The sequence below is a fragment of the Cylindrospermopsis curvispora GIHE-G1 genome, from assembly GCF_014489415.1.
In the GTDB taxonomy this organism is placed as follows: Bacteria; Cyanobacteriota; Cyanobacteriia; order Cyanobacteriales; family Nostocaceae; genus Raphidiopsis; species Raphidiopsis curvispora_A.
Genome location: NZ_CP060822.1, coordinates 2,630,904 through 2,644,178, shown reverse-complemented (window position 1 = coordinate 2,644,178; position 13,275 = coordinate 2,630,904). Strand labels below are relative to the sequence as shown.

At 37.9% G+C, this 13,275-nt stretch carries 13 protein-coding genes and 1 pseudogene; 10 read left to right on the top strand and 4 right to left on the bottom strand.

Translation table 11 applies throughout. The features are described 5' to 3' along the window. Nucleotides 1–7: 7 nt before the first annotated feature. From ndhI to sixA, 4 genes are all read right to left on the bottom strand, one after another. A complete protein-coding gene (gene ndhI / locus IAR63_RS11715) occupies nt 8–592 on the bottom strand; it encodes an NAD(P)H-quinone oxidoreductase subunit I (RefSeq protein WP_187705396.1) in 585 nt (194 codons plus the stop codon). Between the two features lie 55 nt (nt 593–647). Further along, nucleotides 648–1,766 carry an NADH-quinone oxidoreductase subunit NuoH gene (nuoH, locus tag IAR63_RS11710; protein WP_187705395.1) on the bottom strand — a complete coding sequence of 373 codons (1,119 nt, stop codon included), beginning with the start codon at nt 1,764–1,766 and terminating at the stop codon, nt 648–650. Nucleotides 1,767–2,008: 242 nt separating this feature from the next. Further along, on the bottom strand, nt 2,009–3,145 hold the full coding sequence (locus IAR63_RS11705) for a citrate synthase (protein ID WP_187707453.1): 1,137 nt from the start codon (nt 3,143–3,145) through the stop codon (nt 2,009–2,011). Between the two features lie 115 nt (nt 3,146–3,260). After that, a complete protein-coding gene (gene sixA / locus IAR63_RS11700) occupies nt 3,261–3,767 on the bottom strand; it encodes a phosphohistidine phosphatase SixA (RefSeq protein WP_187705394.1) in 507 nt (168 codons plus the stop codon). Nucleotides 3,768–3,853: 86 nt separating this feature from the next. Here sixA and IAR63_RS11695 point away from each other — a divergent pair, with 86 nt between their 5' ends. The 10 genes and pseudogenes from IAR63_RS11695 (at nt 3,854) to IAR63_RS11650 (ending at nt 13,138) form a co-directional block, all read left to right on the top strand. Beyond that, the gene (locus IAR63_RS11695) at nt 3,854–5,293 is read left to right on the top strand and encodes a cobyrinic acid a,c-diamide synthase CobB (RefSeq protein WP_187705393.1); all 1,440 of its coding nucleotides are present in this window, start codon (nt 3,854–3,856) and stop codon (nt 5,291–5,293) included. Between the two features lie 27 nt (nt 5,294–5,320). Then, nucleotides 5,321–8,320, top strand: a complete 3,000-nt coding sequence (locus IAR63_RS11690; RefSeq protein WP_187705392.1) for a UPF0182 family protein — start codon at nt 5,321–5,323, stop codon at nt 8,318–8,320. Between the two features lie 385 nt (nt 8,321–8,705). Then, nucleotides 8,706–8,981, top strand: coding sequence for a muconolactone Delta-isomerase (locus tag IAR63_RS11685; protein WP_235678253.1), 276 nt, complete (start codon nt 8,706–8,708; stop codon nt 8,979–8,981). A gap of 314 nt (nt 8,982–9,295) precedes the next feature. After that, complete coding sequence (locus IAR63_RS11680) at nt 9,296–9,706, top strand: hypothetical protein (protein ID WP_187705391.1); 411 nt, start codon at nt 9,296–9,298, stop codon at nt 9,704–9,706. Between the two features lie 466 nt (nt 9,707–10,172). Further along, nucleotides 10,173–10,430, top strand: a complete 258-nt coding sequence (locus IAR63_RS11675) for an Asr1405/Asl0597 family protein (protein WP_187705390.1) — start codon at nt 10,173–10,175, stop codon at nt 10,428–10,430. Nucleotides 10,431–10,486: 56 nt separating this feature from the next. Beyond that, entirely contained in the window at nt 10,487–10,684 is a 198-nt protein-coding gene (locus IAR63_RS11670; protein ID WP_187705389.1) for a DUF2949 domain-containing protein, read from the top strand. A gap of 292 nt (nt 10,685–10,976) precedes the next feature. Continuing rightward, nucleotides 10,977–11,912, top strand: a pseudogene (aksA, locus tag IAR63_RS11665) (homoaconitate hydratase); the annotation flags it as partial. A 113-nt stretch (nt 11,913–12,025) separates the two neighbouring features. Next, nucleotides 12,026–12,316: a nitrogen fixation protein NifZ gene (locus IAR63_RS11660; protein ID WP_187705387.1), complete on the top strand. Its 291-nt coding sequence runs from the start codon at nt 12,026–12,028 to the stop codon at nt 12,314–12,316. Further along, the gene (gene nifT / locus IAR63_RS11655; protein WP_006277798.1) at nt 12,291–12,494 is read left to right on the top strand and encodes a putative nitrogen fixation protein NifT; all 204 of its coding nucleotides are present in this window, start codon (nt 12,291–12,293) and stop codon (nt 12,492–12,494) included. Before IAR63_RS11660 ends, nifT begins: the two co-directional genes overlap by 26 nt. Before the next feature lie 77 nt (nt 12,495–12,571). Continuing rightward, the gene (locus IAR63_RS11650) at nt 12,572–13,138 is read left to right on the top strand and encodes a (2Fe-2S) ferredoxin domain-containing protein (protein WP_187707452.1); all 567 of its coding nucleotides are present in this window, start codon (nt 12,572–12,574) and stop codon (nt 13,136–13,138) included. Nucleotides 13,139–13,275 lie beyond the last annotated feature (137 nt).

Sequence of the window (13,275 nt, the reverse complement as noted above, 5' to 3'; positions counted from 1 at the left end):
TAACCAATTACTCACGACCACTTTCCACTAGGTCTTGCGGAAAGGAACCAGCACGGGGAGCATCAGCAGGGACTCCATGGGGTTCGGTGACTCCCTTGGGTAGGTAAACTAGTTCCCGCAGCGGTGTCACCATGGGGTCATTGGTGACTTTGTAGGGTAATCTTCCAAGCGCAACATTGTCATAGTTGAGTTCGTGGCGATCGTAGGTGGCTAATTCATATTCTTCTGTCATGGACAAACAATTAGTAGGACAGTATTCTACACAATTGCCACAGAAAATACAAACTCCAAAGTCTATGCTGTAGTGTTTAAGCTTTTTCTTCTTGGTAGCTTTGTCCATTTCCCAGTCCACCACTGGTAGGTTAATGGGACAAACCCTGACACAAACCTCACAGGCAATGCATTTATCAAATTCATAGTGGATTCTACCGCGAAACCGCTCACCAGGAATCAATTTTTCGTAGGGATATTGTACAGTAACAGGACGCCGCTGCATGTGATCAAAGGTTACTGCTAAACCCTGTCCGATATAACGGGCCGATTGTACTGCTTCTTTGGCGTAATCACCAACTTGTTTGAGGAACTTTAGCATGGTTTATCTCTTCTGTAGTCCTTTAATGATGATTGGCGTTCAGGAATTATTGCTCTTAACCACCGAAAACACTGGGAAAGGCTAATTTTAGGGCTGCGGTTAACAGCAGGTTGACTAATCCAATTGGCAGTAGAAATTTCCACCCCAAATCTAATAACTGGTCAATTCTTACCCTGGGCACTGTCCAGCGAATTAAAATGGCTAGGAATACCAAAAAGTAAGCTTTTAATACTGTCATGGTAATACCTAAAGCCGCTGTGATGACTTGTAAAATCGAGCTGGTTTCACTCAGTCCTAACCATTGACCTAGGAGGCTAACTGGTATAGGTAAATGCCAACCTCCCAAGTACAAAATTGCTACTAGTAGGGCGGAGAGGATGAGGTTAATGTAGGAACCTAGGTAAAACAAACCGAATTTCATTCCCGCATATTCGGTTTGATATCCAGCTACTAGTTCTTCCTCTGCTTCTGGTAGGTCAAAGGGTAAACGTTCGCATTCCGCCAAAGCTGCAATCCAAAAGATGATAAAACCCAGTGGTTGTCTCCAAACGTTCCAACCTAAAATCCCCAGGTGAGATTGTTGGTTGACTATATCAATTGTACTTAAGCTATTGGACATCATGGCTATGGCCAAAACGCTCAATGCTAGGGGTATTTCATAACTGATCGACTGTGCTGCTGCTCGCAGTCCCCCCAACAAGGAGTATTTGTTATTAGATGCGTAACCAGCCATTAATAACCCTATGGGTTGAATACTTGATAGGGCAATCCATAAAAACACACCTAGGCCCACATTAGTGATAACGATATTTTCCCCAAACGGTACTATCAAAAATGACAAAAATACCGGGATTACTACAATAATCGGTCCTAATGTGAATAACCAGGCATCCGCTTTAGCTGGTACTATGTCTTCTTTAAATATCAGTTTTAGACCATCGGCTACAGGTACTAGCAAACCAAATGGACCTTGATATTCTGGACCAATTCTTTGCTGTACAGCAGCGGATATCTTCCGCTCTAGCCAAGTAGCAACTAACACGCCTACTGTGGCCCCAATCAACATTAAGATCATCGGCAATGGCATCCAAATAGCTTTGGCTACCCCGGCTGGGATTCCTAAATCCTTCACCGATTGAATAAAAGTTCCTTGGAGGTCTATTCCTGCATTCATTTTTGCTACTCTTTGTAGTCGTCAACTCATCGTAAATCTACGAATATTAGGTAAATTAATAAAGGTAAATTTACTGGTATATCATCTCAACTGAGATGGTGGCTAATGGCAGACTTGTTGCCAATTACTGAGTCTAGTATATCTTTAGATGGGTTTCGTCAATTGATCCCAGATAACAACTTCTACTTATGATTGAGATTGGTTCTAAGGGGGGAACAAAGTTTTATTTCCCCCCCTCGCCATTAACGCTGATCTATAGCAGTGTAAGCTATTCCATGTAGACCGTTATAAACCTGGGTGGGACGGAAAATGCGATTTTCTTCTAGTTGTTCTTTCCAGTGGGCTAACCAACCAGCAACACGAGCGATCGCAAATACGGGCGTAAATAAGTCTGTCGGAATGCCCATCTTTCTGTAGACTAGACCGGAATAAAAGTCAACGTTAGGATATATTCCCTTATTGCCAACTTTCTCGGTCATGATTCTTTCTACTTCCTGAGCAATAGCATAATATTTGTCAGATCCAAACTTATCGAATAGTTGTAGGGCCAAGTCTTGTAGAATTGTGGCTCTGGGGTCTTTAACTTTGTAGACACGATGTCCGAAGCCCATAATTTTGGCTTTTTTTTGCAGACGTTCTTCTAAATAGGGTGCAACATTATCTACAGAGCCAATTTCTTCTAACATCTGTATAACTTCTTCATTAGCACCCCCATGTAATGGTCCACCCAAAGTACCTACCGCACTGGCTACAACAGCATAGGGATCAGTTAGTGTGGAAGCTGTGACTCGTGCACTAAAAGTAGATGCGTTCATGGTATGCTCAACATGAAGAATTAAGCAAACATCGAAAATTCTTGCCGCTAAGGGATCAGGCTCTTTTTCATTGAGCATGTACAAGAAGTTGGCAGCATAATTTAGATCATCCCTAGGTTTGACTGGATCATTGCCCTTGCGCATTAGTTGAAATGCCGCTACCATGGTAGGGATTGTGGCTATTAACCGCACTACTGCATCTCGGATGTATACCGGATTATGGAGATCTCGACGAGAATAGAATAATCCTAATGCTGCTGCTGAAGCTTGTAAGGCATCCATTGGATGTCCGCTTTCAGGAAAGCATTTCATCATATCTCGAATACGGTATTTTATCCGTCTATGGCTGACAATTTCCTTTTCAAAGTCTACTAGTTCCTCTTTAGTGGGTAGTTTGCCCCAGATGAGGAGATAGGCAGTCTCTAAGAAGGTACTTTTAGCTGCCAGTTCCTCAATTCTAATGCCACGATACTCTAAAATTCCCTTTTGCCCGTCCACATGACTAATACTAGACTGGGCTGCAGGAATTCCTTCTAAACCTGGCTTATACTCGCACACCGTCATGGCTACACCATTTACCTTATGAAATATCAGCAACAAGCTAACTTACCAGGGATCCCCCTCACAGTTAATAGTTGTTGATTTAACAACCATTGTATGCGAAAGCTCAAAAAAACTGTTATAGCAGGTATTTCGGGGGTGTCAACCAAAACATTTGACTACGACCCACTATAGAGCCATTATCTGGCACCTCTATTCCTATCATACCTGCTTTTTTGAGGATGAGTTTTTCTTTTGCTTCTCCCCAGATAAGAATTTCCGCCCAACTGCTTAAACATGGTTCATGTCCCACTAATGCTAAATGAGTTTGCTGGTCATATTTTTGATCATGTCTTCTCGGTTCTAACCATTCTTGTATCCAACTGTGAACATTCCCTTCCCAGCTCAAATGTAATGAAGTTTCTAATTGGGAACCCAGTCCAGCTTGCATAAGTATTTCTGCCGTTTGTTTGGCGCGAACTAAAGGACTAGTTAAGATTAAATCGAATTTAAATTTGAGTTGGATTAGTCTTTGGGCAATTTTTTCCGTTTTCTTTCTACCTTCTGTAGTGAGCGATCGCTCTTCGTCTTTAATATCTGATTGATGTTCTTCAGCAATACCATGACGGATTAGGTATAGGTACATATGTTAATAAGGTGGTTATTAGTTTATTAGTTTAATGATATTGGTATTATAATTTAGAGACCTTGGATTATTAGTCATCAAAATTCATGACCGTGATTATCGCTGGAGAGCGGAGTGGGGTGGGTAAAACTACTGTAACACTCTCACTTTTATCATCCCTATGTCGTCAGGGAGTTAGTGTTCAATCTTTTAAGGTTGGTCCGGATTATATTGATCCTATGTTTCATCAGTATGTAACCAATCAACCCTGTCGTAATTTAGATGCGGTTTTGACCTCTGAGCGGTATATTAAGAAATGTTTTAAACTTCACAGTAATAAATCTGAATACGCTTTGATTGAAGGAGTAATGGGTTTGTTCGACGGTGTAGGTGCTTCGTCACTAATTATTGATAATAACAGTGATAAGATTAATTACCCGGTGGATTTTGCCAGTACCGCTCATGTAGCTAGATTATTAGATGTTCCCGTCATATTAGTGATTGACTGTGGTCGTCTGTCTGGTTCTGTAGCTGCTATTGCTCATGGTTACTGTTATTTAGATCCCAGAATAAAAATTGCTGGATTGGTATTGAATAGGGTGGGGAGCGATCGCCATTTATCTTTATTAAAAAGTTCTCTCAAAAATCTTGGTTTACCTATTGTTGGTGTACTAAAAAGGGAAGATAATATAAGCATTCCTGATCGTCATTTGGGTTTAGTGCCCACAGGAGAATTAACCGCCCTAGACAGGGTGATTGACCAGTTGGCAAAGTTAGGAGATAATTGTTTTGATTGGGAATTATTATTACCACTGTTGCGGGTGAATCAGCTCAAGGAACCTAAATTAGCCGGGTTAACCGAAGTTAGTATGGGGGTTAATATTCAACAATCAGGTTATAGAATTAGAATTGCGGTAGCCCGGGACAAAGCCTTTAACTTTTATTATCAAGACAACCTGGACCTATTACAGGAACTGGGAGCAGAATTAGTATTTTGGAGTCCTACCAATGATGATCAATTACCTAAAAACATTCAGGGGATGTATTTTGGGGGTGGTTTTCCCGAAGTATTTGCCCAAGATCTGGCTGGGAATATTCAGGTGATGGGTCAGGTGAAAAATATAATCTTATCTGGAATACCAACCATCGCAGAATGTGGAGGTTTAATGTATTTATGTGAAAGCATTATTGACTTTGATAATCAACCCTGGCCTATGGTAGGAATAATACCAGCATCGGCGAAAATGGATAAAAAACTAACTCTAGGTTATCGTCGCGCAGTAGTTTTAGAAAACAGTTTTTTACACCATGCAGGAAAAAACATTTATGGACATGAGTTTCATCGTTCTTGTTTAAATAGTGAAACCACATGTCCCTTATTTAATACTTTCCGTTATGACTGTGAGGAAAATATGGGATGGGAAGGATGGAATCTAGCCAATGTGCACGCTTCCTATATACATCAACACTGGGGTGAGAGTATAGAGATTCCCCAAAACTTTTTGGGAGAATGTGTAAAGTTTTTAAAAACCAGAAGTAAAATGTAGGTATAAAGAGTTTTTCCCAAAAAATAGATGTTTTGGAAGTGGTGCGTTAAATTTATTATTGGTGCTTTGGGGTTGTGGCTAAGTTTAGACTTGGCGTGCTCCTTAGGAGCAGAAATTTTTTGGTTTCAGGAAGTGGGTTATTTACCAAACTTACTGATGCGACTAATAACTCAGGGTATGATCTGGGTGATTGTTACTGGGATCAGCATAATTTATTTCTGGGGAAACCTTTCCCTAGCGAAAAAATGGCAATATCCTCAAGGGTTGAAGATAGATCCAGCAATTACAGAAAAAAATAAGTTAAGCAGCAGAATCAAAAATTTTCTGAGTCCCCAATATCCCCAAATATATCAACCAGAAAACATAGAAACTGGAACCCCACCCATTAAATTTATTTGGCTATTACCATTGAGCTTGGGTTTGAGCTTATTAATAGGAATAATATTAATCTGGTATGGGCAATTCGTCATCAGCTATTGGCAAAACCCAGGTACTGGAATTGATGATTTGTACGATTCAACAATTATATTTAGATCTGAAATAATTCCCCAAATCTTAATCAAGATAATATCTCAGTTTAGGTATTTTATATTGGCATTAGGCATAGGGATAGCTATTTTAGTGTATGGGGAATTTTTGCTGTGGGCGATCGCCATAATTATCAGTTGTGGTTTTGGCTGGTTAGTATGTCAAAGATGGAATACAATTTTATTATACTTTTATCCTACAAATTTTAATCAAACAGAACCTTTATTTGGCAAAGATGTCAGCTTTTACGTATTTTCTTTACCAGTAGCAGAAATTCTCTGTTTTTGGTTTTTAGGATTATGTATATATGCAATTATATCAGTTACTCTTACCTATTTACAATCAGGCAATAGTCTTAGTCAGGGTATATTTCCTGGGTTTGCACCCAAACAGAAACGTCATTTATTCACCCTAGCTGGCGGAATGATGCTGGTAGTAGGTTTCAGTTATTGGTTAGCGCGCTATCAGCTAGTTTATTCACCCCGGGGAGTGAGTTTTGGCGCCAGTTTTACCGATGTTCATTTTCAGTTACCAGCTAATACCACACTTTGTGTGGGCGCGGTGATTCTAGCGTTTTACCTATTATGGCAAAGTTTATTTTGGCATCGCAAATCTCCCCATCATCAATGGGGAATTTATGGGTTAGGGATTTATGTAGGATTAATAATCCTCACTGACTGGATGATACCCAATGTCATGCAGTATCTGGTAGTACAACCCAATGAGTTGGAAAGAGAAAAACCTTATATAGAACGTACTATTGCTCTTACCCGTCAAGCATTTGATTTAGACTCCATTGACGCTCAAACCTTTAACCCCCAAGAAAACCTGACTAGGTCTGATCTAAAGGCTAATGATTTAACTATTAGGAATATTCGACTATGGGATCAAGAACCACTTTTAAAAACTAATCGTCAATTACAGCAAATTCGTCCCTATTACCGGTTTCCTGACGCGGATGTTGACCGCTACATGATTAAAAGAGAAATTAGCACAGAAACTCAAACACAACCACAGACAGTTCCAGAAAAACGTCAAGTCCTAATTGCTGCACGAGAATTAGATTATGATGCTGTTCCCTCACAAGCACAAACTTGGGTTAATCGCAGTTTAGTCTACACCCATGGTTATGGATTTACAGTTAGTCCTGTCAATACAGCTGCACCTGGAGGTTTGCCAGAATACTTTGTTAAAGATATCAGTGGTAATGGTAAGGCACTAACTACAGCTAATACAGCTATTGATCAGAGTATACCTATTGGTGAGCCACGAATTTATTATGGAGAAATTTCTAATACTCATGTCATGACCGGAACTAGGGTTAAAGAATTAGATTATCCTAGCGGTGCAGATAATGTTTATAATACCTACGATGGTCGAGGAGGAATTCAAATTGGATCTGGATGGAAACGTTGGTTATTTGCCATGTATTTCAAAGATTGGCCAATGATTTTTACACGGGATTTTTTACCAGAAACTAAGATATTGTTTAGGCGTAATATTAGTCAAAGAATTCAGGCGATCGCTCCTTTTTTACAATTTGATAGCGAACCCTATTTAGTAGCAGCAGATGGTAATTTTAATGATAAAGATAAACAAATTAAAGCTGGGAAAAACTATCTTTATTGGATAATTGATGGCTATACTAATAGCAGTAGTTACCCTTACTCAGATCGCAATGAAAATGGTATTAACTACATTCGTAATTCGGTAAAAGTTATCATTGACGCTTATAATGGTACGGTAAGATTTTATATGGCTAAACCAGAGGATCCTTTAATTATTTCCTGGTCAAAAATCTTCCCTAAAATGTTCCAACCTTTGATAAATATGCCTGAAAATCTCCGCAGTCATGTTCGCTATCCAGTGGACTTGTTTAAAATACAATCGGAACGATTAATGACATATCATGTGATCAATCCCCAAGTGTTTTATAACCGGGAAGACCAATGGCAAATTCCCAATGAAATCTATAGCGGAGAGTCCCGTCAAGTTGAACCCTATTATTTGATAACTAGTTTACCTAGTGTTCCCTTTGAAGAGTTTATCTTACTGCTCCCCTACACGCCAAAGCAAAGAACAAACTTAATTGCCTGGTTAGCAGCACGTTCTGACGGTGAGAACTACGGTAAGCTACTATTGTACAATTTTCCCAAAGAAAGGTTGATTTATGGTCCAGAACAAATAGAAGCTAGGATTAATCAGGATCCGGTCATTTCTCAGCAAATTTCCCTATGGAATCGTCAGGGATCGAAAGCAGTACAGGGTAATCTTCTTATTATTCCCATTGAGCAATCCTTATTGTACGTAGAGCCAATTTATTTGGAAGCAACTCAAAATAGTTTGCCAACATTAGCTAGAGTGATTGTAGCTTATGAGAACCGTATTATCATGGCACAAAGTTTAGAAACAGCATTGGAAGCAATATTTAGAGCAGAAGTTACACCAGCTCCAGCAATCATTCGTCCTGTTGAGGAGGAGGGAATCCCACCCAATTGAAAAACCTGTTCTATCTCTGGGTAGAATTTAACTTACGGTTCAAGGTTTTGGCTACAGTGTTGACCATTAGTCCAAATTTCATACTCACCATAAATTGCATGAAAATGAGCAGGAGGATAATCTGCAAAAAACAGTTTAATGATAATTCCGTAAAATCTGGTAATTTCCGGCATGAATTTGATTCCTAATGGTCATTAGTTTTTATAACAATAACATTTTAACAAAATTTGTTAGGTTTTGCCCACTTAAATCCATAAGTTTGGTCAAAAAACAGTTAAAAAATATCCTGCGCTACGTAGCAACTATTTTTGTTATAATAGCACAAGTCCAATTATACAGGAGCGATATGTTATACCATTTGGATTTTCATGTTGAATACCCAAATATGACACAGGGGGAGCTGTTTAATATCTGGAGCGAAGAAGCAGATACCGCACTACAAGCTAAACAAGCGGGAGTGGTAGTGGATCTATGGAAGTGTGTGGGAACTCGTCGGGTAATCGCCATTGTAGATGTTCCCACACCCGATACTCTGGATCAAATCCTCTTGGATTTACCCATTATGAAAAAAATGGGTCAAAATGTCCATGTACAAGTCACTCCTTTGAGAAGATATGAAGACTTTGCAACGGATGTAAAAGCACGTCTATCAAATAATTAAGCATTTATATAGTCCGATAGTTCCCACCTCACTTCGTTGCAGGTGGGAATTTAGTTGGGTTATTTGAGGAGTAAGTTATTTCTTGAGATAGAGATTTTGATATTTACAATCAAACCTATCGAAAGATATAGGTAAACTTTTATTATGCTAAACATATAATTGAAAAGATGATTGAAAAATAATTATGAAATTAAGAAAATTCTTATGAGGTTTTTAAAAACCTGCATTTGGGTTATATCAAAACATGAAAATAACTTTGGAAATTATACAAAACTCTCTCAAGATCACCAACGCTATCACCAAAGGTAAATGATATGTATACAAAAAGTATATTACAAACTCAGGTGGAAACTGTGACAATAAATCAGAAATTTGATTACCTCAAACAAAGGGAAGGTGTCCAAGAAAGTGGTCAAAAACAAGATATGAGCCAGTGGCTCAGTATTTCTGATATAGCTATTAGTTTAAGTCCCTTGGGCTTTGTAATTGTCTGGGCAGTATTTTTATTAATACTCCAAAAAATTCGCTCTGCTTTGGAGGAAAGAGTGTCATTGACTGTCAAGGGAGTCAGTCAAGTCCCCTGTAAAAACTGTAAATTCTTTTCTAATAACCATTATCTCAAGTGCGCAGTAAAACCAGATATAGTCCTTACGGAAGCAGCTATAGACTGTTCTGAGTATTGTCCTAAAAAAACCAAGTTTACTCCGAGGAGATTTTTTAGATAATTAAAAGAAAATAAAGAAATTGGTTTTTTAGCGATCAGAAATCTAAACTGTTAATAGTAAAAGTCAATACATAGATTTTGCCCCTATTATAATCACGTTCATAGTATTTTACTTCATAGTCCCAATAGTGAGTACAGTTAATATAGCTTTGACTAGAACTTTGTGGTACCCCATAAAGTCAGGGATTTAATAGAGTAGTATAAAACTCAAACCCTAACTGATAAATACTAGTGCCCCCTTCATAAAAAACTAGTCCCTATCACCCAAAAAAAATATTAAGATTGTACTGACTATAGTTTTAAACCCAGTGAGTACAATCTCAATAAATTCAATAAATTTAATCCCTATGCACAATTTTTTTGGGTTGAAGGTCAACTGCTATAAGCAGAACATGCACCAAATTCCTTGACCAAGCTGGAAAAATAGATTTGGTGTGGACTATCTAATTTATTATCAAGAGTAACTTATGTCCTTTCATGGTAACTTTTTGGCTTTGGGTGAACAATTTTTGGAGGTTCCTTTGAGCGATCGCTCAGAAATACTTGATCGGTTACAAGAATTAATGATTGCTTGTAATTTTGAACTTGATGGTTCATTGCGAGTACAAGTAAACAGCATCAGGGAAGCAGTGATTGTGCAAAACACCATTCTGCAATTTTTGGGATCCCGGGAGGAACTAGTAGAATGGTTGGAAACTTGTTGGTATTGCGGTTACAATCACTAGTTGTTGTTAATAGCTATTGCTGATATTCGTAATACTTTTTATACCTTACTAATTCTATGGTTAACTGCAAGAGGGACAAGAAGCTGCTCCAATTTCTCTATTATGAGTTAGAACTTTCCCAAGCTGATATTGCTGTCGCTCTACGACACCGTAAGTTTGATGAAGCACCAATTCCCATGTTGCTTTGGCAATATGGACTAATAGATCTAAAACAACTAGAAAGGATTTTTGATTGGTTAGCGGAAAATGTTTAATCAATTTCTATCCCCAACTCTAAAAGGTACATACCATGATTACTACTTTAATTGCTGGATTAACTATTTTGGTGATTACGGGAATGACTAATAGCTATATTAGTCATAGATTATTCATAAAAGATTCTGATCAACCCACTAACAAACCATCTTAGTTTATATCTAAATTTGGTGGTTTAGCATACAGATATGGTGCAAAAATTGAGGCATAATCAAACATAAATAAGTGACTTTAATCACTGCTATGTAAACCAGTTAGTCTCCATAAAAATCCCCTAGAGGAATATTTGTGATGGGTAAAATTAATATTAACGATACTACATTACGTGATGGTGAACAAGCGGCAAGAGTTACTTTTACACTCAAAGAAAAAGTGGCGATCGCCCAATTTTTGGATGCCATTGGTATTCCAGAATTAGAAGTAGGTATACCTGCTATGGGGGAAGAACAAATTAATGCCATTAGAGCTATTAATGATTTAGATCTAAATGCCAAATTACTAGCTTGGAACCGAGCAGTTATTTCAGATATTAAAGCTTCTCTCTCCTGTGGGATCAAAAGAATACACATCGCTATTCCCGTTTCTGGAATCCAAATTGCTACCAAATTCCATGGACAATGGCGAGTTAGTTTACAAAGACTGCAAGACTGTATTCACTTTGCACTGGATCACAATCTTTGGGTAGGAGTGGGAGGAGAAGACTGTTCCAGAGCAGATGAAGGTTTTCTGGAAGATGTTGCTTTGTATGCTCAAGAATGGGGTGCATCAAGATTTCGCTTTTGCGATACGGTGGGTGTGTTAGAACCCTTTAGAACCCACCTAAAAATTAAACGACTAGTCTCTCGATTATCAATTCCCATAGAAATTCATACCCATAACGATTTTGGACTCGCTACTGCTAATGCTATTGCTGCTATTAGGGGTGGTGCCCTGTCTGTAAATACTACCGTTAATGGACTGGGTGAAAGAGCGGGGAACGCAGCTTTAGAAGAGGTTATTATGGCTTTAAAATACATATATGGAGTTGATTTAGGAATAAACACAGATAACTTTTCGGAGCTATCTCAATTAGTCGCTAATGCAGTCGGATCCAATGTTCCACCTTGGAAGGCCATAGTAGGTAAAAACACAATGAGTAAAAATACTCGTGATGGCTGGTCAGGGATTGATCGTCATAGTATAGTCAAAAACCCGGAGGTATATAGGAAATTTGCACTACCAGACGAGTGGTAATCTAGTCTTAGGATTAAATCAATACTATAGGAAAAGTCTATAAGGAAATTAATACCTTTAAATAGGAAAAAAAATAAGAAGAAAAATTTAAGCTAATAGAGGTGTTAATGCAACAGGAAGAAATAGAATTAAACTCTCCACCTGTGTTTGAAATTGGGCAAAAAGTACGGGTCAAAAAACTGATTAAAAATGATGGTACTTTTCCTGGTCGAGAAATTGGAGAAGTTTTAGCCAGGATCGGAGACGTGGGTTATGTGGCGAGTATAGGAACTTTTCTACAGGCATATTATATATATGCTGTGCATTTCTTAGATACGGGGTACATTATCGGTTGTCGCAAAAGAGAACTAGAATCCGCTGAGGAAATATCTTATGAAAGTAATGCTACGGGTAAATGATGCTGGAACTTTAGTTGTCTATGTCGCCAAAAAGGACTTAGAAGAAGAAGTTGTTAAACAAACAGATAGTGAAGCAGGCAAGGTTCTTACTTTAGCTAATGGTTGGCAATTAGAATTTAGTCAAATTCCCCCACGAGAAAATTTGCCTCAAACCGTAGAAGCTAAACTTCTACACTAACCTGACACAAAAAGATACCTGAATTATATAATAATGCAGGTATCTATATCTTGAGTAACTTAATTTATGTAATTAACATGGGTAAAAAGTATCTAACCTTATCACAATTGAATATAGAGGGACAATTTTTAGGTTTTAGTTCACGGGGAAGTGATGGGGGTAAGTGTAAAATAAAATACAAACACTTGTATTTAAAAACTTCTACCCAAGATGTAAAAATTAAGATTCCCAAATATTTACGTTGCTCTTTGAGGAATTTGTTAACTGGGGAACAAATTTGTGTGAGTGTGGTAAAGAAATTAAATCGGATCAAGGGTAAAATTAAACTTACAGCTTATGGAGTTAGGTCTGTAGGATTTTGTCCTAGAGATTATTCATCAAAGGAAAATAACGCTAAAATTATGGTTTGTCAAAAATCTGGATGTCTCAAACATGGAGGCAAATCTTTATTGGCCAACCTAGAAAAAACCCTGTGCGATCGCGGTTTATTAGATAAAGTTAAAATTGAACATACCAATTGCCAGAAAACTTGTAGTACAGCTCCCAATTGTATATTAATGTTGGGAAAGGAACAATATAGTAAGCTAGAACCAGAAGCAATAGCCAGTTTACTAGAAACCCACTTTTTTGCAAATAATATATAGTAAATTTTATATAAAAATATCATTATCAATAAACATGGTGATAAATTTAGCATCTCTTCATAATATATCAGCCATAATTCATTGAAATTTATCGAAACTATCTCCTGAATGAGACTAGAATAAAAATCTATTTTCTC

Coding starts and splice junctions, on each gene's coding strand:
- ndhI (WP_187705396.1), bottom strand. CDS start 592: ATGCTAAAGTTCCTCAAACAAGTTGGTGATTACGCCAAAGAAGCAGTA.
- nuoH (WP_187705395.1), bottom strand. CDS start 1,766: ATGAATGCAGGAATAGACCTCCAAGGAACTTTTATTCAATCGGTGAAG.
- IAR63_RS11705 (WP_187707453.1), bottom strand. CDS start 3,145: ATGACGGTGTGCGAGTATAAGCCAGGTTTAGAAGGAATTCCTGCAGCC.
- sixA (WP_187705394.1), bottom strand. CDS start 3,767: ATGTACCTATACCTAATCCGTCATGGTATTGCTGAAGAACATCAATCA.
- IAR63_RS11695 (WP_187705393.1), top strand. CDS start 3,854: ATGACCGTGATTATCGCTGGAGAGCGGAGTGGGGTGGGTAAAACTACT.
- IAR63_RS11690 (WP_187705392.1), top strand. CDS start 5,321: ATGTTTTGGAAGTGGTGCGTTAAATTTATTATTGGTGCTTTGGGGTTG.
- IAR63_RS11685 (WP_235678253.1), top strand. CDS start 8,706: ATGACACAGGGGGAGCTGTTTAATATCTGGAGCGAAGAAGCAGATACC.
- IAR63_RS11680 (WP_187705391.1), top strand. CDS start 9,296: ATGTATACAAAAAGTATATTACAAACTCAGGTGGAAACTGTGACAATA.
- IAR63_RS11675 (WP_187705390.1), top strand. CDS start 10,173: ATGTCCTTTCATGGTAACTTTTTGGCTTTGGGTGAACAATTTTTGGAG.
- IAR63_RS11670 (WP_187705389.1), top strand. CDS start 10,487: ATGGTTAACTGCAAGAGGGACAAGAAGCTGCTCCAATTTCTCTATTAT.
- IAR63_RS11660 (WP_187705387.1), top strand. CDS start 12,026: ATGCAACAGGAAGAAATAGAATTAAACTCTCCACCTGTGTTTGAAATT.
- nifT (WP_006277798.1), top strand. CDS start 12,291: ATGAAAGTAATGCTACGGGTAAATGATGCTGGAACTTTAGTTGTCTAT.
- IAR63_RS11650 (WP_187707452.1), top strand. CDS start 12,572: ATGGGTAAAAAGTATCTAACCTTATCACAATTGAATATAGAGGGACAA.